This is a genomic window from Rhodococcus koreensis, from assembly GCF_017068375.1.
GTDB lineage: Bacteria > Actinomycetota > Actinomycetes > Mycobacteriales > Mycobacteriaceae > Rhodococcus_F > Rhodococcus_F koreensis.
In genome coordinates this window covers 5,476,109-5,501,099 of sequence record NZ_CP070609.1, presented here as the reverse complement: position 1 = coordinate 5,501,099, position 24,991 = coordinate 5,476,109, and the positions used below count along the sequence as shown (strand labels likewise).

24 protein-coding genes are annotated in these 24,991 nt (G+C 67.8%); 14 read left to right on the top strand and 10 right to left on the bottom strand.

The features are described 5' to 3' along the window. Positions 1-26 precede the first annotated feature (26 nt). Together JWS14_RS25240 and JWS14_RS50165 are read left to right on the top strand one after the other, a co-directional pair. The gene (locus JWS14_RS25240; RefSeq protein WP_241031464.1) at positions 27-1,490 is read left to right on the top strand and encodes a hypothetical protein; all 1,464 of its coding nucleotides are present in this window, start codon (positions 27-29) and stop codon (positions 1,488-1,490) included. Further along, entirely contained in the window at positions 1,418-1,657 is a 240-nt protein-coding gene (locus tag JWS14_RS50165; RefSeq protein ID WP_241031463.1) for a hypothetical protein, read from the top strand. The genes JWS14_RS25240 and JWS14_RS50165 overlap by 73 nt, the downstream gene beginning before the upstream one ends. A 137-nt stretch (positions 1,658-1,794) precedes the next feature. Here the strand turns inward: JWS14_RS50165 and JWS14_RS25235 are convergent, their stop codons facing one another. Continuing rightward, the gene (locus JWS14_RS25235; RefSeq protein ID WP_206014672.1) at positions 1,795-2,937 is read right to left on the bottom strand and encodes an RNA-guided endonuclease InsQ/TnpB family protein; all 1,143 of its coding nucleotides are present in this window, start codon (positions 2,935-2,937) and stop codon (positions 1,795-1,797) included. Between the two features lie 86 nt (positions 2,938-3,023). Here JWS14_RS25235 and JWS14_RS25230 point away from each other — a divergent pair, with 86 nt between their 5' ends. The 6 genes from JWS14_RS25230 (at position 3,024) to JWS14_RS25205 (ending at position 8,230) form a co-directional block, all read left to right on the top strand. Further along, entirely contained in the window at positions 3,024-3,980 is a 957-nt protein-coding gene (locus JWS14_RS25230; RefSeq protein ID WP_095863158.1) for a membrane dipeptidase, read from the top strand. Further along, positions 3,977-4,714, top strand: a complete 738-nt coding sequence (locus JWS14_RS25225) for a hypothetical protein (RefSeq protein ID WP_206014671.1) — start codon at positions 3,977-3,979, stop codon at positions 4,712-4,714. Before JWS14_RS25230 ends, JWS14_RS25225 begins: the two co-directional genes overlap by 4 nt. Continuing rightward, entirely contained in the window at positions 4,711-5,100 is a 390-nt protein-coding gene (locus tag JWS14_RS25220) for a RidA family protein (RefSeq protein ID WP_206014670.1), read from the top strand. The genes JWS14_RS25225 and JWS14_RS25220 overlap by 4 nt, the downstream gene beginning before the upstream one ends. A 126-nt stretch (positions 5,101-5,226) precedes the next feature. Beyond that, the gene (locus JWS14_RS25215; RefSeq protein ID WP_206014669.1) at positions 5,227-6,567 is read left to right on the top strand and encodes an MFS transporter; all 1,341 of its coding nucleotides are present in this window, start codon (positions 5,227-5,229) and stop codon (positions 6,565-6,567) included. A 212-nt stretch (positions 6,568-6,779) separates the two neighbouring features. After that, positions 6,780-7,598, top strand: coding sequence for an ACT domain-containing protein (locus JWS14_RS25210; RefSeq protein ID WP_072939536.1), 819 nt, complete (start codon positions 6,780-6,782; stop codon positions 7,596-7,598). A 140-nt stretch (positions 7,599-7,738) separates the two neighbouring features. Beyond that, positions 7,739-8,230: a helicase associated domain-containing protein gene (locus JWS14_RS25205; RefSeq protein WP_206014668.1), complete on the top strand. Its 492-nt coding sequence runs from the start codon at positions 7,739-7,741 to the stop codon at positions 8,228-8,230. Positions 8,231-8,355: 125 nt separating this feature from the next. On the opposite strand, the gene JWS14_RS25200 is transcribed toward JWS14_RS25205, so the two are convergent. Then, positions 8,356-10,068 (bottom strand): PucR family transcriptional regulator, encoded by a 1,713-nt coding sequence (locus JWS14_RS25200; RefSeq protein ID WP_206014667.1) that lies wholly within the window; start codon positions 10,066-10,068, stop codon positions 8,356-8,358. A 163-nt stretch (positions 10,069-10,231) separates the two neighbouring features. Between JWS14_RS25200 and pruA the strand changes: the two genes are divergently transcribed. The 6 genes from pruA to JWS14_RS25170 all read left to right on the top strand — a co-directional run bounded on the left by pruA (position 10,232) and on the right by JWS14_RS25170 (position 17,169). Further along, positions 10,232-11,869: an L-glutamate gamma-semialdehyde dehydrogenase gene (gene pruA / locus JWS14_RS25195; RefSeq protein WP_206014666.1), complete on the top strand. Its 1,638-nt coding sequence runs from the start codon at positions 10,232-10,234 to the stop codon at positions 11,867-11,869. Then, the gene (locus JWS14_RS25190; protein ID WP_206014665.1) at positions 11,869-12,834 is read left to right on the top strand and encodes a proline dehydrogenase family protein; all 966 of its coding nucleotides are present in this window, start codon (positions 11,869-11,871) and stop codon (positions 12,832-12,834) included. Before pruA ends, JWS14_RS25190 begins: the two co-directional genes overlap by 1 nt. Before the next feature lie 154 nt (positions 12,835-12,988). Beyond that, a complete protein-coding gene (locus tag JWS14_RS25185) occupies positions 12,989-14,038 on the top strand; it encodes an ABC transporter substrate-binding protein (RefSeq protein WP_206014664.1) in 1,050 nt (349 codons plus the stop codon). 56 nt (positions 14,039-14,094) lie between these two features. Further along, on the top strand, positions 14,095-15,102 hold the full coding sequence (locus JWS14_RS25180) for a FecCD family ABC transporter permease (RefSeq protein ID WP_206014663.1): 1,008 nt from the start codon (positions 14,095-14,097) through the stop codon (positions 15,100-15,102). Further along, entirely contained in the window at positions 15,099-15,884 is a 786-nt protein-coding gene (locus tag JWS14_RS25175) for an ABC transporter ATP-binding protein (protein ID WP_206014662.1), read from the top strand. The genes JWS14_RS25180 and JWS14_RS25175 overlap by 4 nt, the downstream gene beginning before the upstream one ends. A 13-nt stretch (positions 15,885-15,897) precedes the next feature. Further along, a complete protein-coding gene (locus JWS14_RS25170) occupies positions 15,898-17,169 on the top strand; it encodes an MDR family MFS transporter (RefSeq protein ID WP_241031461.1) in 1,272 nt (423 codons plus the stop codon). Here JWS14_RS25170 and JWS14_RS25165 read toward each other — a convergent pair. From JWS14_RS25165 to JWS14_RS25130, 8 genes are all read right to left on the bottom strand, one after another. Beyond that, the gene (locus JWS14_RS25165) at positions 17,102-18,622 is read right to left on the bottom strand and encodes a carboxylesterase/lipase family protein (RefSeq protein WP_206014661.1); all 1,521 of its coding nucleotides are present in this window, start codon (positions 18,620-18,622) and stop codon (positions 17,102-17,104) included. The genes JWS14_RS25170 and JWS14_RS25165 overlap by 68 nt on opposite strands. 98 nt (positions 18,623-18,720) lie before the next feature. Then, a complete protein-coding gene (locus JWS14_RS25160; RefSeq protein WP_206016180.1) occupies positions 18,721-19,155 on the bottom strand; it encodes a YciI family protein in 435 nt (144 codons plus the stop codon). Positions 19,156-19,217: 62 nt separating this feature from the next. Then, the gene (locus JWS14_RS25155; protein ID WP_206014660.1) at positions 19,218-20,030 is read right to left on the bottom strand and encodes an alpha/beta fold hydrolase; all 813 of its coding nucleotides are present in this window, start codon (positions 20,028-20,030) and stop codon (positions 19,218-19,220) included. 83 nt (positions 20,031-20,113) lie between these two features. Then, positions 20,114-20,878 (bottom strand): IclR family transcriptional regulator, encoded by a 765-nt coding sequence (locus JWS14_RS25150; RefSeq protein WP_206014659.1) that lies wholly within the window; start codon positions 20,876-20,878, stop codon positions 20,114-20,116. A 54-nt stretch (positions 20,879-20,932) separates the two neighbouring features. After that, complete coding sequence (locus JWS14_RS25145) at positions 20,933-21,916, bottom strand: cyclase family protein (protein ID WP_241031460.1); 984 nt, start codon at positions 21,914-21,916, stop codon at positions 20,933-20,935. A gap of 8 nt (positions 21,917-21,924) precedes the next feature. Continuing rightward, positions 21,925-22,200 (bottom strand): hypothetical protein, encoded by a 276-nt coding sequence (locus JWS14_RS25140; RefSeq protein ID WP_095863146.1) that lies wholly within the window; start codon positions 22,198-22,200, stop codon positions 21,925-21,927. Positions 22,201-22,219: 19 nt separating this feature from the next. Further along, the gene (locus tag JWS14_RS25135) at positions 22,220-23,557 is read right to left on the bottom strand and encodes a TRAP transporter large permease subunit (RefSeq protein WP_072939070.1); all 1,338 of its coding nucleotides are present in this window, start codon (positions 23,555-23,557) and stop codon (positions 22,220-22,222) included. Further along, positions 23,554-24,915: an RraA family protein gene (locus JWS14_RS25130; protein ID WP_206014657.1), complete on the bottom strand. Its 1,362-nt coding sequence runs from the start codon at positions 24,913-24,915 to the stop codon at positions 23,554-23,556. The genes JWS14_RS25135 and JWS14_RS25130 overlap by 4 nt, the downstream gene beginning before the upstream one ends. Positions 24,916-24,991 lie beyond the last annotated feature (76 nt).

Here is a 24,991-nt window from a genome sequence, read left to right as displayed (position 1 = left end):
CCCGAACAGGTCTGGACCCGGCCGACATGGGAGCCGCCCGCTACACCCGGCACAGCTTCGCCCGGTCCTTCCTCAGAACCGCGGCCGCCGAGAACTGGCGGGTCGAACGCGAGCGGTGGGACGTCGACGCCGACGGCCGCGGCGAGGTCGTCTACCGCGTCGGGATCGGCGCGCGGGAGGTGAGATTCGTCGTGTTCTCGACGACCCTCGCCGAGCGCGACCGAACTGACCGCGTCATCGCCAAGGCCTGGGACGTCACCGCAGCCCTGATCGAGGGGCCGCTCACCGAGAGTCGTTCGAGCGCACTGCGAATGCAGGTGCCGCGTCAGGAAGAAGGCCGGGCGGACGACGGCACCCTCATCTGGACCCGGGCGAATCGCAGCGCACGGTTCTTCGACTACGTCGCCGATCGCCTGTCCGCGGGCGGTCAACCGGACATAAAGACGATGGGCGACGCCGCCTACATCCTGCGGAGCACCGCGTTCTACAGCAACGGGAAGTTCGGGCTGGCAGATTTCGATCGGCTCGGTGCCGACCATCCCCTGCGACAGCCGTACCGGGCACACATGCTGACCGCCTGGTTGCTGCGTGAGTTCAGCTACGACCTGGTCGAGCACTGTGCCCGGGCCCGGAACCCGCGGGCGGCGCGGCTGTCCGGAGACTGGCGACGCTACCTCGGGCTCGGCAATGCGACCGGTCTCGGCATGGTGCCGTACGTCGTCAATCATCCGCAGGTGCTCGACGCCTGGTGCGCCACCCGCGAACTGCCTCTCGCGCATGCGCTGGCGCAGACGACCGCACCCGGCGGCCCGCGCATCCACCGCGGCCGTGACCTGCTCGACCGTGCCACGCTCTACTTCGGCGAGCGAGCAGACATGTCGACCGCGCCCTTTGTCACCTGCGGCGAGCTTGCCTCCCAACTCGCCGTGCTCCGGGACCTGCTGTCCGAGTACATCGGGTCGGGGACCGTCGGCGGGACGCCGACCGACCACGCCTGGCGGGCGCTGCACGACCGGGCCGCGTCGATCGGCGCGGAGGCCCGCGGAGTGATGGACTCCGTGATCGTCGAGGTCCATCCGGAACTCGACACCGAGGTCGAGGAATTGCTGTGCTGCGATCAGCGGCTGGCCGTCGAACCGGCGCAGACCTGCGCCGAACTCCGCGCCGTCCTCCGGGACCGTTACGCGTGGGTGCAGCGGTTCGACTTCGACGATCCCGACGAGCAGGCCCATTTCTGGTTCTCGTCCGAGAACAACGAGGAGCCGCGCCGGGGACGCCGCGGTGTCGATCCGGGCGAGCACGTCGAGCATCCGATCGATGTCGCCCGATCCGTGACCGCCCTGGAACGCGATCTGGCGTCCGCCCGCGACGAGACCACGGTCGCCGCGTTTCTCGTCGAACATCCGCCGTCGCCCGCGTGCAGACGCTCACCGGCGTCCCGTACGCGGAGGCCCACGACAACCTGCTCGCCCGGAACTTCCTGCCCCTGAATCTGCAGCGCTTCCAGCTGGCGATGTACGGGATGGACAACTACATGCCGCAATCGACCGACTGGCTCCGGGTGACCCTCTACTCGGGAGCCCCACGGGCCGAAGACGTCGCCGCCGGGGTGGACGACGACTGGATCTTCACCCGCAAGCCGCGAAAGGACGCCTAGTGCACACGCTCACACACTCCGACCTGCTGGTGGTGGACGGACTCCAGTTGACCTCCTCTCGGCAGTGAACGACCGAGATTCCCCTCGGAACTCACGTCCCGAGATTCCTGTTTCACCGACAGTCGCCGCCCCACACGTTATGTGCGAGGCGGTCTCACACCATCTCCGCAGGCTGCCACCGCCAGTCCGACGGCCAAAATATTCCTCGCCGCATTCACATCCCGATCATGGACGACGCCGCACCGGCACGCCCACACCCGCACATCCAGCGGCATCGCCGACGCGATCACCCCGCACACCGAGCAGGTCTTCGACGACGGACAGAACCGATCGACCGCCACCACCCGCCGCCCATACCACTCGGCCTTGTACTCGAGCATCGACCGGAACTCGGACCACCCCGCATCCGAGATCACCCGAGACAACGACCGATTCTTCACCATGTTCCGCACACTCAGATCCTCGATGGCGATCACTTGATTTTCGCGCACCAGCCGAGTGGAAAGTGTGTGCAGATAATCGCGACGCCGATCAGCGATCCGACCATGAATCTTCGCGACCTTCAGTCGGGCCTTGGCCCGATTACGCGATCCCTTCTCCTTCCTGGCCAGTGCCCGCTGCGCCTTCGCCAACCGCTCACGATCCGCGCGCTCATGGCGCGGGTTGGTGATCTTCTCCCCCGTCGAGAGCGTGTACAGGCTGGTGATCCCGGCATCGAGCCCGACCACCCGATCGACCGGCTCGAGTTCGGGAATGGTGTCCTCGACGAGGATCGAGATGTGGTACTGACCACGAGCATTGCGCGACACCGTCACCTGCGACGGCACGGCCCCCTCCGGTAAGGGCCTCGACCACCGAATGTCCAGGGGTTCGGACTGCTTGGCCAACCGGACCTGCCCATCCCTGAAAATGAAGCAGTTCGAGAAGTAGGTCGCCGAATCCTTCGACCGCCCCTTCCTCTTGAACTGCGGGTAGCCAGTCTGCGTGCGCCAGAACTTCTCGAACGCACCCTGCAACTGCCGCAGCGATTCCTGCAACGGCCCCTTCGACGGCTCCGCCAACCACTCCGTCTCGGGGTCCCGCTTCCATCCGGTGAGCATCTTCGAGGTGTCCGCGTAGGTGACCCGCCGCCGCTCCTGCGACCAGGCACGCGTCCGCTCGGCCAGTGCCCGGTTGTAGACATACCGGGTGCACCCGAACGTCCGAGCAAGCTGTTCGGCCTGCACCGCAGTCGGATAGAAACGGTACTTGAACGCCCGCTTCACCACCCTCCCCGCCATAACCCAGACACTAGCCACACCGTCCGACAAAACCAGATCGGCTACCCCGGCCCTGAAGGACCGGGCTTGCGCCGAAAGACTCACGGATCAACAACTGGGACCGGAAAGTCCTCGAAGAACTACGCGCCGGTGGGGTCACCGGCGTGAATGCCACCTGCGCGGTGTGGGACGGTCCGGCCGACACGCTCGGCGCCGTCGCACAGTGGTATCAGCTCGCCGCCGAGAACGACGACATCGTCACCCTCGCGGAAACCTCCGACGACATTCGCAACGCGAAGCGGGACAACCGGATCGCCGTGCTGCTCGGGTTCCAGAATTCCTCCCCGTTCGGGGACGACTATCGCATGGTGGAGATCTTCCACCGGCTGGGGGTGCGCGTCGCGCAGCTCACCTACAACATTCAGAACCTGGCGGGCGGCGCCTGCTACGACGAGCACGATTCTGGACTCACCGCGTTCGGACGCATCATGATTGCGGAGATGAATCGGGTCGGCATGCTCGTCGACCTCTCCCACGTCGGGAACCGCACCTGCCTGGACGCGATCGACGCATCGCGCACGCCCGTCGCGATCACCCATTCGAACCCGACCTGGTTCGTCGACAGTCCCCGCAACAAACCGGACGAGGTCATCGACGCGCTGGCCGCACGCGGCGGTGTGATCGGCTGCTGCCTCTACCCGAACGTCCTGGGTGGGGAAGCCACGTCCAGCGCTGATTTCGCGGTCATGGTCGCGCGGCTCGTCGACCAGATCGGTCCCGACCACGTCGCGATCGGTAGTGACTGCACCCGCAACTGGTCGGAGGACTACGTCGCGTGGTTGCGGAACGGTCGCTGGCGACCGCCCAGCCAGAATCCGGTCGAACCCGAGTGGCCGATGTGGCCGAACTGGTTCTCGGGCCCGGCGGACTTCCCGGTTCTCACCGAGTGCCTGCAGAAGGTCGGCCTCGACGACGCGACCATCGCGAAGATCCTCGGCGAGAACTGGTTGCGGATCTTCGACGACGTCTTCCCCGGACTGCCCGAATCACAGGAACGCCGATGACCGACATGCTCACCCACACCCTCGAAGACGTCACCGCTCTCCCGCCGGGAAACCGAATCAGGCTGGCGGTACGGGAGGTTCGCGAGACGGCATTCCGCGCCCTCTACGCCGCGGGCGTCAGCGCGGGCGAAGCCGGTGGCGCGGCCGACGTCGTGACGGCGATGCAACTTCACGCCCGCAACGGCATCGACACGCTCCTGGCGACGATCGCCGAACTCGAGTCACCGGCCGGGGCCGCCGACGTCACGCTGACGAGAGGTCCGGAAGTCGACATCGTCGACCGGTCACCGCGGAGTGCACTGCTCACGGGTCCGCCGGCGGTCGATCTGGCCCTGTCGCAGTCTCGTCCGGTTCTCCTGCCCCGGATCGTCGATCACGAGGCCGTCGCCTGGTACGCCCTGCACGCCGTCTCCCGGTCCGGTGCCACGCTGTGCCTGGTCACGCTCGACGACGGTGGGCACCCGGCCGACGCGACCGTCGTGACGGGAGCGGGCGACATGTACCGCGACGCCGCCGTCGCGGCGCTCACCACCGGAGTACCGGCCATCGGCGCGGGAACGCTCCTCCAGACCGCGCCGCTCGCTGCACACCTGTCCCGTCCCGTCCACACCGCCGCCGAACGGGAGACGCGTTACCGTCACGCCGTCTCCTACGGCGTGTTCGTCGATGTCGCGACGTGGTCGCGCGCCTACGAACTCGGCAGGCGATTCCTCGTCCCGGAGGCACATTCGTGACTGATCAGCGTGAACTCGTCCCACATCCCGCGGGCACCGAGCGACCGTACGCGCGGGCGGCGGTGTTCGCCGGCACCATCTGGGCCTGCGGGCAGATCCCCACCACCGCGGACGGACGGACCCCGGCCGCGATCGGCGACCAGGTCCGGGTCGCGCTCGACAATCTGGAGGCCACCCTCCACGCTGCGGGCGGTGGCCTGCACACCCTTCTGAAGGCCACGGTGTACCTGGCCGACCTGTCGGAATTCGACGAATACAACACCGCGTACCTGGCCCGGCTGGACGGCATTCCCCTGCCGCCGCGGACGACTGTCGAGGTTGCTCGGTTCCGCGGCGACAAGCGAATCGAGATCGACGGGATCGCGGCCGTCGACCCGGCGAATTGATAAGCACAGAGCATGAATTGGTAGGAGATTGGTAATTCCGCGCCGCGAATTCTCTTCCTACTGTGGCAGCAACCACATCACGTGGGGACACACCCTCAAGCCCACACCCCCGATGGGATTCCTCAGATGAACCTCGACACCACCGTCTCCGCCCGATCGGGCGTCACACTGGACAGCGCCAGACTCAACGGCTTTCACGCCAAGCTCGCCCTCTTCTCCTCGGGCGGCCCCTTCCTCGACGGCTACATCCTCAGCATCATCGGCATCGCGATGGTGCAGATCCAGGCACAGTGGGACATGAGCGCACTGTGGGCCGGCCTCATCGGATCCTCCGCGCTCATCGGGGTGTTCCTCGGTGGGGCCGTGTTCGGTGCGGTGACCGATCGGATCGGCCGGAAGTTGATGTACACCATCGACCTGATCGTGATCATCGTCTGCTCGGTACTGCAGTTCTTCGCCGCGGACGAGATGCAGTTGTTCATACTGCGCTTGATCATCGGCATCGCGGTCGGCGCCGACTATCCGATCGCCACCGCGCTGGTGACGGAATTCGCGCCGAAGGCGTGGCGCGCCAAACTCGTCGGCGGCCTCAACGCCATGTGGTTCGTCGGTGCAACGGCAGCCGCGTTCGTCGGATACCTGCTGCTCAGCAACCCCGACGGATGGAAGTGGATGCTGCTCTCCTCCGCGGTTCCCGCCACCCTGATCGTCGTCGCACGCACGAGCATCCCCGAGTCTCCCCGGTGGCTGCTGAGCAAGGGGCGGTCCGACGAGGCACTCACCGTGCTGCGAAAGACGATCGGGACGGATGCCACGCTGGACGACCTGCCCGACGAAGAGGGAAGCACGTCCATCCGCGGATTGATGCGCGGCGGATACCTGAAGCGCGTCGTGTTCATCTCGATCTTCTGGACGTGCACGATCGTGACGCTGTTCGCCATCTACGCTTTCGGCCCGCAGATCCTCGAACTCTTCAACCTCGGTTCCGGAAATCTCGCCCACATCGGATACGGCCTCATCAACCTGTTCTTCCTGATCGGCAATGTCGTCGCACTGCTCCTCGTCGATCGACTGGGGCGACGGCCGATCCTGATCTGGGGTTTCGTGCTCTCCGGTCTCGGACTGCTGTTCCTCGCGATCAAGCCGGACGCGGGCCTGTGGGTGATCGCATTCGCGTTCGCGATCTATGCGCTCTTCAACGGCGGACCCTCCATCCTCGAATGGATCTACCCCAACGAACTGTTCCCCACCGAGGTGCGGGCCACCGCCGTCGGCCTGTGCACGGGAATCAGCCGGATCGGTGCGGCGATCGGCACGTTCGCCACCCCGTGGGCGCTGTCCAACCTCGGACTCTCCGCAACGATGTACATCGCCGCGGGTATCGCCGGAGTGGGCGCACTCGTCAGCTTCCTCATGGCCCCGGAGACTCGGGGAACGGACCTGAGCGACGCGGCGTCACTGCGCTGAGTTCTCCCCGAACACGCCGCTGCTGCCGGGCGCCAGTCCCCGGCGGCAGCGGCGCTTCCATGTTCCCGCTCACACCGGCCGCGCGGTGTTTTCCGCACCACATGTCTGCCGCGCCACATGTCCGCTGCACGCCAACGTATTTCACGATGACCGTCACATCGCCGACCGTGCGAGGAAACCGCTTCGCAACACTGCGGGACGACAGTGGGTGCATGAACGATCCCGTGAGAGAACCCGGAGTTCACGTCAACGCGTGCGAGGCGTGCGGCCGGCTTCCGCATCCCCGCCGCGTTCGTCTGGCGCTGGCGAAGCTGTGCGCCATATTTCCCGTCGAGCTGTTGCTCCATGCCTTGGTCATTCATTTCCACGTCTCCTATCTGATCACTGTCGCGGTTCTCACCGTCACCACCACCGTGTTGGTCATTTGGGTGGTCGAGCCGTCGGCGATGCGGCTCCTCGGCGGGTGGCTGCACGGTCCCGCGGACGGTAAGCACGGCCACCTCGCGACCGGACAGTCGCTCTGGCGCATCCGTGTCCGGGTGAGCGATCGCCCGGGGCAGCTGGAATCGCTGGCCCGCAACCTCGCGGAGCTGGACGCCAACATCCTGACCGTGCACGTCCATCACCTGGACGGCGGTTCACTCGACGAATTGATCGTCGGAGCGTGCCGGGACACGTCGCCCGAGGCGCTGTCGAATGCCGTTCGCGCAGGCGGCGGTCACGATGTCGGCATCTGGCCGGCATCGGCGCTCGCCCTGATCGACGGCCAGACCAAGGCGTTGACGTTGGCGTCGCGGGTGGTGGCCGATCCGTCCGAACTTCCCCTGTCGATCGCGGAACTCCTCGGGGCCCAATACGTCGATACGCGCGTGAGCGACGTTCCCACCACGGCAGCGAGTGTCGAGATCCCGTCGGGTGATGAGCTGCTCATCTTCGTGCGGTCGGCGGACGAGCCGTTCACGCCGGCCGAGATCGCCCGGGCCCGGCGCCTCGGCGAGCTGGCGCAGAAGACACGGGAGATGGCGGTGTAACGCCCGCAAGGACGGTCATTCGCACACAATTGCACCCCAACACGAGCCGACTTCCGTGACAGATCGTCAATGTGTTTGACATACTTGAACTAATGACTACCCGGACAATGTTTCACGGCTCTCACAAGGATGCGATCTCGATGCGAGATAACCAGTCCGCAGCCTCCGCCTTGCAACTCTACTGCGCCTTTCGACACCAGCATCCGCGCAGCGTGATGCCCTCCGACTACGTCACCGACTGCGGTTTCCGACTCGGACGTTGGCAGGATCGCCAGCGCGTGGCCCGCATGCTGGGCACCCTGCCGCCCCAACGCATCCAGCAACTCGACGCGATCGGCTTCCTGTGGAGCGATGACGCCGTCCCGCTCCCGGCCGTGTCACCGGCCGACAGCAAGCGGCGACGAATGCTCACCGCCATCGCCGCCTACCGCGAAGAGCACGGCAACGCACTCGTTCCTGCGAACTACGTCACCGCCGACGGAGAACAGCTGGGCCAGTGGCTCTATCGAGCGGTGAAGAAGTGGCGGGCCGACGCGCTGCCGGACGAAGAGCGTCGCCCGCTCGTCGTGCTCGGTGTCTCCCCCGGTCCGCGCCCACGAGGGCCGCGGACCTCGGCTTCGCACGTCGGATAGGCATTCCGCCGTTCGAAATGGACGGAGGACCCCCGGGACAGTCACGGACCAGTCATGCTGTTTCCGTCGAATGGCAGGTTCACCCTTGGGTACTTGCAGTACTTGTCTCACGGTTCCGAACCCGTTCAGGTGGCGGGCTTCTCCCGATCGCGGCGTCGGCGCAGGGTGAGTTGCAACTCGAGGAGCAGGCGATCGGAGGCGTCCTGGAGATCCACCCCGACGATTTCCTCGACGCGGCGGATCCGGTACCGCAGGGTGTTCGGATGCACCTGCACGGCCGCCGCGGCGCTGCGGACGTCGCCGTAATGCGCGAGGTAGCTTTCAGCACTCTCGCTCAGGTTCGACGCGTGTGTGGTGTCGTACTCGAACAGAGCATCCAATCGTGGATCGTGAAGTTCGGGGTGCTGATCGACGAGGTCCAGGATCTCGCCGAGCAGCACCGCGGTGCGCGATTCGGCGAGGGTGGTCACCCGCCCCTCCGGGAAGGTGGCGGCGGTGCCGTCGAGGACCCGGTCGACCTCGGTCCGCGCGCCGGCGACGTGCCCGAGATCCATGACCGGGACGGCGATCGCCGCCCGGAGGACGATCGACCGTTTCGTTTCGAACTGGTCGACGAGTTGCCGGGTCCAAGCGGCGACGGTGTTCGCCGATTTGTAGCGCGGCAACAGCACATACGCGCGGTCGCCGATGATGGTGGCCACCGAGTCGCGGCTGAAGGAACTGGCGTGCAGGCGCAGCATGCTGCCCGATTCCGCGAAGTCGCCGATCGGCGCTGCCGTGTCCGTGGCGGTCGGAGCGAACCCGACGACGGCGGCCGGGCCGGTCACCGGCAGATTCAGGGCACTGGCCACCGACGGGACGTCCACCCCTCCCCCGCGCGCACCGAACAGCCGTTGGATCAGCAACGCCTCCGTGGACGGGGCGTTGAGGGTGCGTGAGATGATCCGTGCGGCAATCGCCGACGCGCCCCGCAGCACGTCGGCCGCGTCCGGCGTCAGTGGTGCGTCGCCCTGCTGCACCCAGATCGAGCCGAGCAGCCGGGACACACTCGCCCCTTCGGTGGTTTCCCGGATGCTGACCACCAGCCGCCGCTTGGTACCGAGCTTCGGGTGTGCCGGGACGTCGATGACCTCGTCGCTCTTGCGAAGCCGGTCGAACACGCCCCATTTCCGCAGCACGCGCAGATAGTCCCGCGGTCCCTCGCGGCCGAGGATCGACAGCATCCGCAGCTCGTCCGCCGACTCGTCGGACGACGAATACGCCAGCACGCGCGACTGCGCGTCCTCGATCGACACCATCCCGCCGGAGTTCTGGGCCACGATCTGGGCGAGTCCGAACAGGTCGGTGTCGGTGGCCAGCAGTTCCTGGTCTCCCAGACCGGTCTGCAGCCGACGGGAACGGTCCAGCATGCGCTGCACCAGGGGAAACACATGGTCCCACCGGGCCCTCGGGTGCACGGCCACCAGCGCGACACCGGCGCGGCGAGCCGCGGCCTGAAGTGCGCGCGGGTCGACTGCCGTTTTCGACATCACTGCGCGCGGTCGCTGTCCCGGTGGCCGCTGCGCAACGCGATCGAACCAGCGCACCGCCTCGGCCTTGCCGACCCCGACGTGCAACAGCAGGTCCGGCAGCGGAGATTGCGATTCGATCTCGGCGGCCAGATCGGTGCCGTCGACCAGGGCGACCGATTCGAGGACGACGTCGTCACCGGCGGGAGCCTCGACCAGTTCGACGACCGCGGTGTCGAGAGCACTGAGAAGCTCACGCAGAGTGATGATCTCGACCTCGTCCGGTTCCTTCTCCGGGATCGGAGATACGGGTCGATCGCGGCGGCTCATGGTGATGTCTCCAGTTCGGAAATCGAAAAGCAGCTTGGCCAAGCGTACAACTCAGTGAACCATAATTTGTTCGGCTGACTCATCAACCAGCGGCTTTTCCGGTGTTCACTGTGACTAGTTCGTTGCGGCGGTCCACTCGCCGCCACATCTCGTAGGAGGTTTCATGGACGCCGTCACCACCACCCCGCAGCCGGTCAACGAGCCGGTCGGCAGTTTCACGCCGGGCAGCCCCGAGCGGGCGCGGCTGCAGGCCAAGCTCGCCGAACTCGGATCGAACCCCACCGAGATCCACCACGTGATCGGCGGGCAGCACCGACGCGGCAACGGCCCGACGATCGACGTGGTGCAGCCGCACCGGCACGCCGCGGTGCTGGGCACCTTCACCAACGCCGGCGCCCGGGACATCCAGGACGCCGTCACCGCCGCCACCGCCGCCGCCCCGGCCTGGCGAGCCCTCTCCTTCGAGGACCGCGCCGCGGTGTTCCTGCGCGCCGCCGACCTGCTGTCCGGTCCGTGGCGCGAAACACTTTCCGCCGCAACCATGCTCGGCCAATCCAAGACCGCGTACCAGGCCGAGATCGACACCCCGTGCGAGCTGATCGACTTCTGGCGGTTCAACGTCCACTTCGCCCGGCAGATCCTCGCCGACCAACCCATCTCCTCCCCCGGCGTGTGGAACAAGGTCGAATACCGCCCCCTCGAGGGCTTCGTCTACGCCATCACCCCGTTCAACTTCACCGCCATCGCCGGCAACCTGCCCACCGCCCCCGCCCTGATGGGCAACACGGTGATCTGGAAGCCCTCCGAGACCCAGGCCGTGGCCGCGTACTGGACGATGAAACTCCTCGAGGCCGCCGGCCTGCCGCCCGGCGTGATCAACCTCGTCAACGGCCCCGGCGCCGCCGTCTCCGACGTCGTTTTGGCCGACCGTCGCCTGGCCGGGATCCACTTCACCGGCTCCACCGCCACGTTCCAGCACCTGTGGCGTCAGGTCGGCACCAACATCGCCCACTACGACTCCTACCCGCGCCTGGTCGGCGAAACCGGCGGCAAGGATTTCGTCCTCGCCCACAGCTCCGCCGACCCGGACACCCTCACCACCGCCCTGATCCGCGGCGCCTTCGACTACCAGGGGCAGAAGTGCTCCGCCGCCTCCCGCGCGTTCGTCCCGAAATCGGTGTGGGCGAAAATGGGCAACGACTTCATCGACAAGGTGTCCGACCTGAAATACGGCGACGTCACCGACTTCTCGAACTTCGGCGGCGCCGTCATCGACAAGCGGGCCTTCGACCGCAACGCCGACGCCCTCACCCGCGCCAAGGCCACCCCCAGCCTGACCATCGCCGCAGGCGGCCACGCCGACGACTCCGTCGGCTACTTCGTCGACCCCACCGTGCTGCTCGGTGACGACCCCACCGACGACGCGTTCCGCACCGAATACTTCGGGCCGATCCTGGCGGTACACGTCTACGACGACTCGGCCGCCGGATCCTTCGACACCGTGCTCGACCTGGTCGACAAGGGCTCGAAGTATGCGCTGACCGGTGCGGTCATCGCCGACGACCGCACCGCCGTCGCGAAAGCCACCGAGGACCTGCGATTCGCGGCCGGCAACTTCTACATCAACGACAAGCCCACCGGCGCCGTCGTCGGACAGCAACCCTTCGGAGGAGCCCGGGCGTCGGGCACCAACGACAAGGCCGGCTCCCCGCAGAACCTGCTGCGCTGGGCCTCCGCCCGCACCATCAAGGAAACGTTCGTCCCCGCCACCGACCACCACTACCCCCACCAGGACATCTGATGGCCGCCTCCGATCTGCTCCGTCCGGCGCTGCTCGCCGCCGCCCGCTCCCCCCGCATGGAACGCACCATCACCAAGATCCCGGTGACCCGCAACCTCGTCGACCGGTTCGTCGCCGGCGAAACCGAGGACCAGGCCGTCACCGCGTCCACGGGCATCCTCGATTCCGGCCGCTACATCACCATCGACTACCTCGGCGAAGACACCACCGACCTCGCCCAGGCGAACAGCACCGTCTCGCACTACCTCACGCTGCTGTCCTCGCTGGCGCAATTCGCACCCGCCGGTGCGCACACCGGTGAGCCACGCAACATCGAGGTCTCCCTGAAGCTGTCGGCACTCGGTCAGTTCCTGCCCCGGGACGGGCACAAGGTGGCGCTCGAGAACGCGCACAAGATCTGCGCCGCCGCCGAGGAAGCCGGGGCATGGGTCACCGTCGACGCCGAGGACCACACCACCACCGACTCGACCCTGTCCATCGTGCGCGAGCTGCGGCAGGACTTCCCGTCGCTGGGCACCGTACTGCAGGCCTACCTCAAGCGCACCGAGGCCGACTGCAAGGATCTTTCCGGCCCCGGATCCCGGATCCGGCTGTGCAAGGGCGCCTACAAAGAACCGGCCTCGGTCGCGTACCAGGGCAAGGCCGCCGTCGACGACGCCTATCTGCGGTGTCTGCAGATCCTGATGAACGGCCGTGGCTACCCGATGGTCGCCTCGCACGACCCCGCCATGATCAACGCCGCACTGCAGTATGCAGCGGCGAACGGCCGCGACGTCGACGAATTCGAACTCCAGATGCTCTACGGCATCCGGGACGCCGAACAACTGCGGCTCATCGGTGAGCAGCAGCACCTGCGGGTCTACCTCCCCTACGGCGAGCAGTGGTACGGCTACTTCATGCGCCGCCTCGCCGAACGCCCCGCCAACCTGGCGTTCTTCCTGCGCTCGCTGGCCTCGACGAAGTAGGCCGAGACCACACCAGTAAATTAGGTTAGGTTTACTTCGTGATAACGTTCACGCGCTTCCTCGCGTGCACGTGCTGATCGCTCTTTTCGTTCGACAGCCGGGATCGACGCCCGAGTGGGGCGCTGATCCTGGACGAACAGAAAGCATGACGAGCGTGAGAACATCCGTGGGCCGAATCGGCCTCGTGGCCATCACTGCAGTACTGGCGAGCACCCTGGCCGCCTGTGGGCAATCCGAAACCGTCGACGACTCCGGCGCCGCGTCGACCGGCGAGGGCAGCACGAGCTACCCCCTCGTCCTCGACAACTGCGGACAGCAGGTCACCGTCGACGCCGCGCCGCAGCGGGTGGTGTCACTGGACCAGGGTTCGACCGAAATCCTGCTGTCGCTCGGCCTCGCCGACCGGCTGGTGGGCACGGCGTCATGGACGGACCCGATCCGCGAGAACCTCGCGGTGGCCAACGCGTCGGTGCCGCGGCTCGCGGACAACGCCCCGACGTACGAGGTGGTCCTGGACGCCGATCCCGACTTCGTGACGGCGTCGTTCGGCCGGCATTTCAAGCAGGGTGGCGTGGCGGAGCGCGCCCGGTTCGCCGAGACCGGAGTCGAGTCGTACCTGTCTCCCACCGACTGCGACAACGGGGTCAGCATCAACGGCGGCGGCAAGCGCACGAACCCGCTGACGATGGACGCGCTGTACCAGGAAATCGGTGAGCTCGCCGCGGTGTTCGACGTGACCGAGCGCGGCACACAGCTGATCGACGAATTGAAAGAACGAGAAACCGCCGCACTGGCGTCCATCGAGAAGTCGACTGCGTCGACGGCATTCTGGTTCGCCGACACCAAGAGTCCGTACGTGGCCGGCGGTCTGGGGTCCGCGAGCCTCCTCGCCCGCTCCGTCGGTGCCACCAACGTGTTCTCCGATCTCACCGACGACTGGTCGCCCGTGGGCTGGGAGATCGTGGTGGAACGGAACCCGGATGTCCTGATTCTCGGCGACCTGCTCCGCAACCGCTTCCCCGGCGACCTGCTGGCGGACAAGATCGCGTTCCTCGAATCCGATCCGGTGACGCAGAACCTCGACGCGGTGCGCAACAAGCGGTACATCGCCCTGCACGGCGCCGAGATGAACCCGTCCATCCGCGCGGTCGACGGCCTCGAGAAGGTCGCTGCCGGCCTGCGCGATCAGAAGGTCCCGTCCTGACCGCCACCCTCGACCACGCCGACACCGGTGTCCCCGTACCGGTTCGGCGGCGGTGGGTGTTCGGGACCCTGATCGCGGCCGGCGGGATCGTCGCGCTCGGACTGTCGATTCTCGTCGCAGTCACGCTCGGACCGGCGGACGTCTCACTGGTCAACGTCCGCGACGTGCTGCTCAATCACACCGGGCTGGCGGATATTCCGGTGCGGCTGTCGAAGAACGCGATCGTGTGGGAGGAGCGCCTGCCCCGGGCACTGGTCGCCGCCGCGTGCGGCGCCGGACTCGGACTCTGCGGCGTCATCATGCAGTCACTGCTGCGCAATCCCCTCGCCGATCCATTTGTGCTGGGGATCTCGTCGGGTGCGTCGACCGGCGCGGTGGTGGTGGGTGTGCTCGGGGTCGGTGGCGCCGCGCTCGGACTGTCCGGAGGCGCATTCATCGGCGCACTGGTCGCGTTCGGGCTCGTGTTGCTGCTCGCCCACATCTCCGGCGGCAACAACGACCGTGTCATCCTCGCGGGCGTCGCGAGCACCCAATTGTTCTCGGCGCTCACGTCGTTCGTCATCTTCGCGTTCGCCGATTCCGACGAGACCCGCGGCGTGATGTTCTGGCTACTCGGCTCCCTCGAGGGCGTCCGCTGGGACGACGTGACCCTGTGCGCGATCGTCGTGTTCGCCGGCACCGCCCTGTGCCTGCGCTACGCGTACGTCCTCGACGCCTTCTCCTTCGGCGACGAGGTGGCAGCGTCGCTCGGCATCGCCGTCGGCAAGGTCTGCCTCCTGCTGCTGGTGGTCACGGCGATCATCACCGCGACCCTCGTCAGCGTCGCCGGGGCGATCGGCTTCGTCGGACTCGTACTCCCCCACGCCGCACGATTCCTCGTGGGCCCCACACACAGTCGGCTGATCCCGGCGACCGCGGTGATGGGCGCCGTCTTCATGGTGTGGGTGGACGCCGTCTCCCGGGTCGCGTTCGCACCCACACCGCTGCCGGTGGGTGTCGGCACCGCCCTCGTCGGCGTTCCCGCGTTCATCGTCATCCTGTCCCGGCGAAGGAGAGCCCAGTGACACTCCACGCAAACGGCGTCACCTGGAATCGTGGGGGCGCACTGGTCGTCGACGGTGTCACCGTCACACCGGCACAGGGTGCGACGGTGGGTCTGCTCGGACCCAACGGATCCGGCAAGTCCTCGCTCCTGCGCCTGCTGAACGGCGTCGTCCGCCCCACCTCGGGTGTCGTGACCCTCGACGGCAACGACCTCACCACCGTGCGTCGCAAGGACATTGCGCGCGCCGTCGCCGTCGTGAGCCAGCACGCCGACACCGACGTCGACATCAGTGTGCGCGACGTGGTGCGACTCGGACGCATCCCGCACCGCGGAACGTTCGGCGGCAACCCGGCCGCCGACGAGGCCGCCGTCGCCGCCGCTCTCGAGCACACCGGCCTCGCTGCGAAGGCGGATCGCCTCTGGCACAGACTGTCCGGCGGCGAGAAGCAACGAGTGCAGATCGCCCGTGCCCTGGCGCAACAACCGCGCGAGCTGCTCCTCGACGAGCCGACCAATCACCTCGACATCCATCACCAGTTGGAGTTGCTCTCGCTCGTCACGCGGCTGCCGGTCACGAGCGTGATCGCCCTGCACGACCTCAATCTCGCCGCCATGTTCTGCGACACCGTCATCGTGCTGAAGGAGGGTCGCGTCGTCGCCGGCGGAACCCCCGCCGACGTGCTGACGTCGGACCTGATCGCCCAGGTGTACAACGTCCGGGCCGAGGTACTCGTCGACGAGGCCAAGGGGCGGTTGTCCATCCTGTTCGAGCCGGGTCCGGTTCCCGTTCCCGTCCACTGAGGAACGACAACTCGTGACGGAGACGGACACCCGCCGGCGCTTCGTGGGTCGATGGTCGCTGCTGAGCAGTCTGGCCGCGGCGACCCCGGAGGTCCGGCTGCTCGTCCTCACCCAACTCGCGTTCAACGTCGGCTTCTTCATGGTGCTGCCCTACCTGTCGGTGTACCTGTTCGAGGATCTCGGTCTGCGGGCGGCGTTCGTCGGCGCCGTGCTCGGTCTCCGCACCTTCTCGCAGCAGGGGCTGTTCTTCGTCGGCGGTTCGCTCGCCGACCGCTGGGGCGTCAAACCGGTGGTCCTCACCGGTTGTGTCTGCCGCATCCTCGGTTTCGCCGGGTTGGCACTGTTCACGTCCGTGCCCGGGATCGTGGTCGCGACCGTCCTGACCGGGTTCGCGGGCGCGCTGTTCTCGCCCGCTGTCGAATCGGCGCTCGCCACGGCCGCCGGCGGAACCGAGGACGGGGGACGGTCCCGGGTGGACGCGTTCGCACTGTTCAACGTGTGCGGGCAGATCGGGTCGTTCGCCGGGCCGCTCGTCGGATCGGTCCTGCTGCTCGCCGACTTCTCGGCCGCGTGCCTCTCCGCAGCCGGGGTATTCGTCGCGATCCTGCTCGCGCACCTGCGGTGGCTGCCGTCCGGGCCCGGCGTCCACGCCACCGACAGTTGGCGCGACGGCTGGCGGGAAGTACTCGGAAACAGGCCGTTCCTCCTCTTCGCCGCGGCGATGAGCACGCAGTTGGTCGCGTACAACCAGCTGTACCTGCTGCTGCCGCTGGAGGTGGAGCGGGCCTGGGGCTCGCAATCCCCGCTCGGCTGGTTCTTCGCCCTGTCCTCGGTATTCGTCGTCGCCGCCCAACTCCCCATCACGAAACGGGCGCACACCCACGCCGCGCTTCCCCTCGGCCTCGCCGTCATGGCCGTCGGTTTCGCCGTCATGGCCGTCGCCGTCCCCGCGCAACCCCGCGGGATACCCGGACTGATTCCACCCGCCGCGTTCGTACTCCTGCTCGCACTCGGCCAGATGATCGCCATGCCCGTCGCACGAGATGCGATTGCCCGCATGGCCTCCGGCCGCCGGCTCGGAACGTACTACGGCGTGTTCGCCTCCATCGGTGGAGCCGCCGTCCTGCTGGGATCCGTCGCCGTCGGCGCCCTGATCGACGCCGTGCCGTCCACCGGGTGGCCCCTCGCCGCACCGTGGTGCGCTGTCGGAGCACTCCTCACCGGCAGCGCACTGACCGTTCGTGTCGTGTTTCCTGCTCGCCGACGGGACGAGGCCACCGACTGAATCCGGCGCCGATGTCGTCGGGAGCGGTGTCCTCGCCGAGTCGGGGGGCGGCGTCGAACTTCATCGCTTGTCCGGCGATGTCGTAGGTGGGCCAGCCGGGATCCCCGTGCGCTGCGAAGTCGAGCCAGGTTCGGTGCATCGCACGGGTGAGGGCGTCCGGAGCGTCGTCGCCGATGAGGCCGCGGCATGTCTGTGTGGTGTCGAAGACGAAGGGAACGTCGAGGCCGTGTGCTGCGCCGTGCAGTGGTGATCGCCATGCGAATTCGTAGACGTAAGCGGGGCCGGGGTGACGGTGCGCGGTGCGGCGGCTCGGCGACCGGAACATCAGGTCCGTGTAGGCGGCGGTGAGTGCCTGCGCGGGGGTCACGGCCGGGTCGTGGAGACGGTGTCGTTCCAGGAGCGCTTCGGCCTCGGGGTAGGTGGCGGCCAGTTCGGCGACCGCGTCGTCCGCGTCGAAGGCGGCGAACCCGTCGGCACCGAAACCGAGGTTGGCTTCCTCGAGTGTCGTGCCGATCAACAGCTCGCCGCCGCGCGCGTGGGTGCTCGGGACCCCGACCGGGTCGGGGAGGACGTCGTCCCCCGTGGTGGGGAGGAACAGTGCGCGTCCGTGGCCCGGGTCGAAACCGTTGTCGTCGCGCAGGTCTGGGCGGGGTGCGGTTCTGAGCAGGGCGCCCTGCGCGCGCAGCAGGTCGGGGGCAGAGCATGCTCGGAATGCGTCTGCGGTCGGGGAGGTTCCGAGCCGGGCGGCGACTGCCTTCGTCAGTTCTTCGGTGAGCGCGAGCGGGCGGGCCATCTCGTCGTGTCCGCTCTGGACGATCGCACGCCGGAACAGTCCGGTGGCCGGCGGGGAGTGCAGCAGGAACGCGACCGAGGTGCCGCCGGCCGATTCGCCGAAGACGGTGACGTTGTCCGGGTTCCCGCCGAACCCGGCGATGTTGTCGCGAACCCAGTGCAGTGCGGCGATCTGGTCGCGCAGTCCGATGTTCGTGATCTCACCGGGCAGCGCGAGGAAGCCCTCCGCGCCGAGTCGGTAGTTGACGGTGACCAGGACGACGCCGTCGCGCGCGAACGCGGTGCCGTCGAACGCCGGTGCGGCACCCGAGCCGATCATGAACCCGCCGCCGTGGAGGTAGACCATCACCGGGAGCCCGCTCGTGCCGGGGTCGGGTGTCCAGACGTTGAGATTGAGGTAGTTGCCGTCTCCGGTTACCCATCCGGGCCCGACCAGCGGCGCCAGACTCGCCTGAGTGGGATGCAATTGCGGCTGGGGTGCGGTCGCGCCGTATCCGGTGGCGGCCCTGGTCCCCGCCCATCGTTCGGCCGGGCTCGGCGGTGCGAATCGGCGTTCGCCCGCCGGGGCTGCCGCGTAGGGGATTCCCAGGAAGCGGGCGACCCCGTCGGTGTGGTCACCGGAGAGTCGCCCCGCCTCTGTGTGCACGGTACGGACGGTCATCAGCGACGTTCCCTTTCGTGTGGCCAGGCCGAGGGGGTCGTCCGAATCGGTTCCCCTCGGCCCAGCCTGCCACGGGGCTTCGATGCCGGCCGGAACTGTCAGGCCTCGAGGCCTGATCCACCGTGGCAGTCCGAGATGGTCGGCGGCGCGGACAGGAACGGTCGCAGCTCGAGCCATTCGTGGATCGGCTTCCCGCCCGCACCCGGCGCCGCCGACAGCTCCCCGGCCAGTTCGAGCGCCCGCTCGTGGGATTCGACGTCGATCACCATCCAGCCCGCGATGAGGTCCTTCGTCTCCGCGAACGGGCCGTCGGTGACCGGGGGCCGCCCCTCACCGTCATAGCGGACGAACGTCCCCTCCGGAGCAAGCGCCTGACCGTCGACGAACTCCCCGGTCCCCTCCAGCTTGGTCGCGAAATCCTGCATGTACTGCACGTGCGCCGAGATCTCCTCCGGCGTCCACTCCGCCATCGGCACGTCGTTGACCGCCGCAGGCGCGCCGCGGTAATGCTTGAGCAGAAGGTACTTGGCCATCATGTTCTCCTCGGTACGGGTGCGACCCATTCTGGCCGCATTCACCCCAGGGACGGAGCCGATCACCGGTTCTCGACATCGCCTCCGGAACTATTTCGATCGAGGCGATCGAGCCAGTCGACGAACAGCGCGGCGAGCAGTTCGGGCCGCTCGTGCACGAGCGCATGACCGGCGTCCTCGATGACAGCCAGGGCGGCCTGCGGATAGCGCTCGAGCAATTCGCACGCGTCGGCGTACCCGGCGACCGAATCGCGCCTGCCGGCCACGATCACCGTCGGCCCCGGGAACACACCCGACCCGACGTCGACCGCCCACCCGGCGAAGATGCGTCCGAGCGCCTCCTCGTCGGCGAGCGTCGAACCCGGCACCACATGGTCGCGGTAGCGGCGAGCGGTGACCCGGGTGCGCACGACGAAGTACTCGTCGAACCCCGCCCACAGCGCGCGGTCGAGTTCGTCGTAGGCATCGGCGTCCTGACGAACCACGGTGTGGTCGGGCACGTTCCGCGACCGGTCGCCGACCGGACACACCAACGCCAGACCGAGCACCACGTCTGGCCTCCGCGCGGCCACACCACGAGCCAGATAGGCGCCGTACGAATGCCCCACCAGCATCACCGGGCCCGCACCGAGGCCGTCGACGAAGTCGGCGAGCAGCGTCACCACATCGTCGTTGCAGGTCAGACCGTCCGCTGTCGAGAGGCCCATCCCCGGCAGATCCGGGTAGATCCGCCGGTACCCCGTGCCCGGGACGACGACCTCGATCGCCGCCTCGATCTCGCGATGGTCCACGCCGGCGCCGTGCAGGGCGACAATCGGCACACCACCGCCGTGCTCGACCCAATGGACCACGGCTTCGTCGATCCGGCGCTCCATGGCAACACCCTAACGATCCATGGCGTCCTCACCGATCCGCGCCGCCCACACGGGTCGCGCGGGAACCGGGGTGGAGAGATCCGCTAGCCGGTGACCGGTACCCGTGCGCCGAGGGTGGTGGCGGCGCGACGGACTTCGGGGATCAGGTGCGCGATCTGGGCGTCGTCGAGGGCGTCGGTGGGTCCGGTGACGCCGAGGACGGCGACGAGGGTGCCGTCGACGGCCCGGACGGGAGCGGTGACGGAGACGATGCCGAAGAGGCGTTCGCTGACCGAGACCGCGAAGCCGTCGCTGCGGATCTTGTCGAGTTGGGCGGGCAGTTCGTCCTTCCGCAGTGTGCCGCCGCCGGCGAGGGGGACGTCGCCGATGCCGGCGAGGATCGTCTCGAGTTCCTCGGAGCCGAGGTGGGCGAGGATGGTCTTGCCGGCGCCGCCGAGGTACAGCGGGAGGCGCTCGCCGACGGGAAGTATGTAGCTGAGCGGGTGTTCGCTTTCGACTCGGGCGATCAGGACTCGCGAGTTTTCGACCCGCACGTACATCGACGCGGTGAAACCGGTGTTGGCGGCGAGTTGTTGCAGTGTGGGCTGGGCGAGGACGCTGAGCGGGTTGGTGACCATGAATGCGTGGGCGACGGCCAGCGCGGCGGGGCCTGCGGTGTAGGTGTCACCGATCCGCGCTGCGTAGCCGCGGTCGAGGAGCACCCCGAGGATGCGCTGGACGGTGGCGACGTGCAGAGAGGCGTGCCGGGCGACCTCACTCAATCGCAGTGGCTGCTTGGCGTCCTGCAGGACGCCGAGGACGTCGAACGCGCGGTCCAGGGAACGCATGTTGTTGGTCGGCGCCGCCATTTGTCCTCCTCGATGGACCCACTTTCGATCGAACTTATCATTGTGCGAGAACGGTCAGCGGATGGCGGTCGCGTTGCACGGTGAACCCACGCCACCGACGAAGTTGAGCGGTTTCACGGTGACGAGGGCGTCCCAGGTACCGGTGCGGCGGCTGTCCTCGACGAGGGCCGTGAGGTTCCACAGTTCGCCGAGTGGGACGCCGAGTTTGCCGATCAGTTCCTGGTGCATCATGCCGGCGTCCTCGGGAGCGGACTCGGCGAAGGGGCTGCCGGGGAGGACGGGCAGGACCTCGACGGCGAAGGTGTCGGTGCCGAACAGGGCGATCTTGTTGTCCCACAACCATCGTGCGAGTTCGCGACTCTGCGCGAATCCGGTGGAGCGGCGCCCGGCGCGGACCTCGTTGCGCTGGTCGTCGGTGGCGGTCAGGTACCAGTGCGCCCAGCCGGTGTGGACGAGGATCAGATCTCCGTCCTGGATCCGGGCGTTCTGGCGGTCGAGGGCAGCGTCGAGGTCGGCAGCCTCGACTGCCGGTCCGCGAACGTGATCGAGTGGGGCGCCCCGGTCCGCGAACAGCCCCTCGAGGTCGAGGAGCAGTCCGCGGCCGACGATCGGGTTCTGTGACCAGGCCTGTATTCCGAGAGCGGGGGCGTTCTCGGTGACCTGGTCGTCCGGGGTGCCGTCGTAGAAGCCGTGCCCGGACACCCGTCGGTGCCGCAGCCCGTCGAGGTGACTACTGGCCTGCAGGTAGAAGCCGTCGAGGAGGTCGTCACGGGATTCGGCGTGCGCGGAGACGATGGTGTGCTTCGGCGCCGTGCGCGACCGCGCCATCGGCGGATCGAACGCGCCGAGCGGATGGTCGAGGGCGAACACGGCTCCGCGGCGGACGAGCTCCGCGGCGGCCCGGACCTGTTCGGGGCCGGCGAAATTCGCCGTCCCCCGGTCCGGGTCGTCGAAGACTCCCCAACTGGACCCCGCCGGTGCCCCGTCGGAGCGGGAACACAGGTCGGCGTAGGTGGAGTCGGCACCGATCGTGTCCACAGGACTGATCATCCGACGTGCTCGGCGGCGCGGGCGGGAGAGTCCTCGTTTCCGAGGGCGTCCTCCTCTCCGCCGTGGTGGAAGTACGACAGTACGAAGGCGAGTAATCCGGCGATGCCCGCGGCGCCGTAGGCGTAGGGGGCGAGCAGTTCCTCGACGTGGGTGACGATGTGGCCGTCACCGAGGATCAGGCCGACGGTCTGGCCGAGCACGATCGCCAGTCCGCCGAGCAGGAACGCGACGACGCTGATGCGGAAGAGGGTGGAGAAGCTTTTCTGGAACATGACGTGTCCTGTCGCGGGATCAGACGGGGAGGAGGCCGAGGGCGATGAGCACTCCGATGCCGAGGATCGGAACGCAGTAGTACTTCAGCAGCGGCATGAAGATCTTCGACGGGTCGATCCGGGCGATGCCGGAGGCGACGTAGATCGGGGCGCCGGACGGCGGGGAGGCGCCTTCGGTGGACGCGAACACCAGGACGGCGGCCGCGGCCACGGGGGCGGCGATGCCGGTGCCGACCAGTGCGGCGACGGCGACGGGGCCGACCGAGGCCATGGTGGCGGAGGCGGTCAGCGGGATCGCGATGATGACGATGATGATGCCGACGAGGATCGCCATCAACCAGGACGGTGCGCTGAGGCTTTCGAGCATCGCGGTCAGTTGCTGAGGCAGCTTCAGCTTGGCCAGCACCGCCGAAGCGGAGAACGCGGCGACGATGGTGATGCCGATGACGCCGAACTGGGGTGCCGCGTCGCCGAGGACCTTCCACCAGCCCGTGGTGGTCTTGGGCAGGTGCCGGCGGCCGAGGAAGAGCACCAGCAGGATCATCAGGACCGGGATCCAGGTGATCAGGCTCAGGGCACTCGACATCACCAGGTCGGTGTAGTGCGCGATGGGGGCGGCGATCGGCCCGCGGGTGAGCAGCAGCGGGATCACGATCGGGACGAACAGCAACAGCGAGGTCCAGCCGACGCGCAGACTCCGCTTGACCGGGATGCGGTCCTCGGGGGCGATGGGCTGCAGGCCGTTCTTGCGCACCAGGTAGTAGCTCAGCACCAGCCGGTAGCCGAGGCACCAGAGGCCGGCGATCGCGAGCGGGACGATGATGTCGTCGGCGGCCATCATGCCGGTGACGGTGCTCGATCCGACCAGGATGAACATGGTGGCACTGAACGGAAAGGTCACGCCCATGCCGGCGCAGCCGGCGACGACGGTGGCGGACAGTTCGCCACTGACACCGGAGCGTTTCATCCACGGCACGGTGACCGAGCCGACCGCTGCGGTGACCGAGGCCCCGACGTGGGCGATGGCACCGAACATGCCGCCCGCGACAGTGGAGGTGTAGATCGGGCCGCCGCGCAGCCGTCCCAGGAAGGAGTTGAGGATGTCGATGAGCCTGTCCAGCACCGGCGTCTTCGCGAGGATGAAGCTCATGAAGATGAACGCCAAACCGGCGAACGTCACTTCCTCCTGCATCGAATCGACGAAGCCGTCCCACATGTATTTCGGGGCGTCGCGACCGGCGAACGCACCGACGACGACGAACCCGACGATCATCGCCTCGCCGATGTTGCGTTTGAGGACCGCATTCCAGAAGACGATGGAGGCGATGAACGCCAGCAACGCCCAGATGGCGATCATGATGCGACCTTGCGCGCGGCGATGATCGCGGCGCGGCGCTGCGCCTCGTCGGCTTCGACCGCGCGGCCACCGGCGAGGCTGGTGAACGCCTCGGCGGCCGGGACGATGATGACGCCGTCGTCGTCGGCGACGACCAGATCGCCGGGGGCGCAGACGACACCGCCGACCGCGACCGGGACGTCGATCTTGCCGGGGCCGTCCTTGTAGGGGCCTGCCGGGTTGACCGCGCGGGCCCAGACGCCGAACCCGATTTCCTGCAGGACGTCGATGTCGCGGGCTGCGCCGTCGATGATCATGCCGACGCAGCCGCGGGAGCGGGCGCGTTCGGCGATCAGTTCACCCATCAGGGCCCGATTCTGGTCGCCCTGTCCGTTGATGACGATCACCTCACCCGGCTGCACCTTCGCCAGCGCCTCGTGCAGCGCCTTGTTGTCACCGGCGCGGGTCCACACCGTGCGGGCGCGACCGACGATACGTGCACCCTTCCACATTGCGTGGATACCCGAATCGACCATTCCCATGCGCTGGCGGGCGTCGCCGATGTTGGCGACCGGGAGCCCGGCGTAGGAGTCGAGCAGTTCGTCGGCGGCGCGGCCGTTCGCATCGGCCAGGGTGCGGTGCACCTGTGCCGTGGCGGACGCGAGGACCGGGCGCACATTGAGGGTGTCGAGAAGTTCCACCGAGGCCGCCGCCTCCACCGACCGGCGCGCGGCGTGCTTGCGGGTGCCGTCCCGCAACCGGTCGAGCGCGGAGAAACTGCCGGACAGCTCCTGGGCGATCTGGGCACGCACCCACTGCTCGGCGTCGGCGGCGATCCCGGCATCGACCGATTCGACGATCAACGCGCCGAGGCCCTTCATGAACGTGCTGCGCAGCAGCTTGCGGTTCGAGGCGTCCCCGGGGGCGCTGCCGATGTCCTCGACCGAGGCGCCGAGTTCCTCGAAATATGCTGTTGCCGATGCTGATCCGTCGCCGCTGATCACGAGCGCGGTGCGCGCCCCGTTGGCGGGAACCGAGCCGACGACTGCGACGTCGGCGAACGAGGCACCGGCTGCGGTGACCACGTGGGCGACCTGCGCCTTGATCTCGGCCGCAGCGGCATTCATGTCCGCAAAGCAGACGCCGTCCGACAGATGGGGGGCAGCGTCGGTGGCGGCCCGCACGGCCACCTTCGCACTGGTCAGGCTGAGCACCAGATCCGCGCCCCGGACGGCGTCGGCGACGGCGTCGAAGCGCAGCACCCCCGCCGGGGTGGCGGTGTCTGCGGGGTCGAAGCCGGTCACCTCCCAGCCCTTCGCGAGGAATCCCGACGAGTAGAGACTTCCGGCTTCACCGAGCCCGAGAACAGCGACCTTCATAATTTCCTCTCATACTGTGATAATGTCTATCACGTGATGGAGTAATCGTGGTCACAGAGGGCGGTGGTTGTCAAGG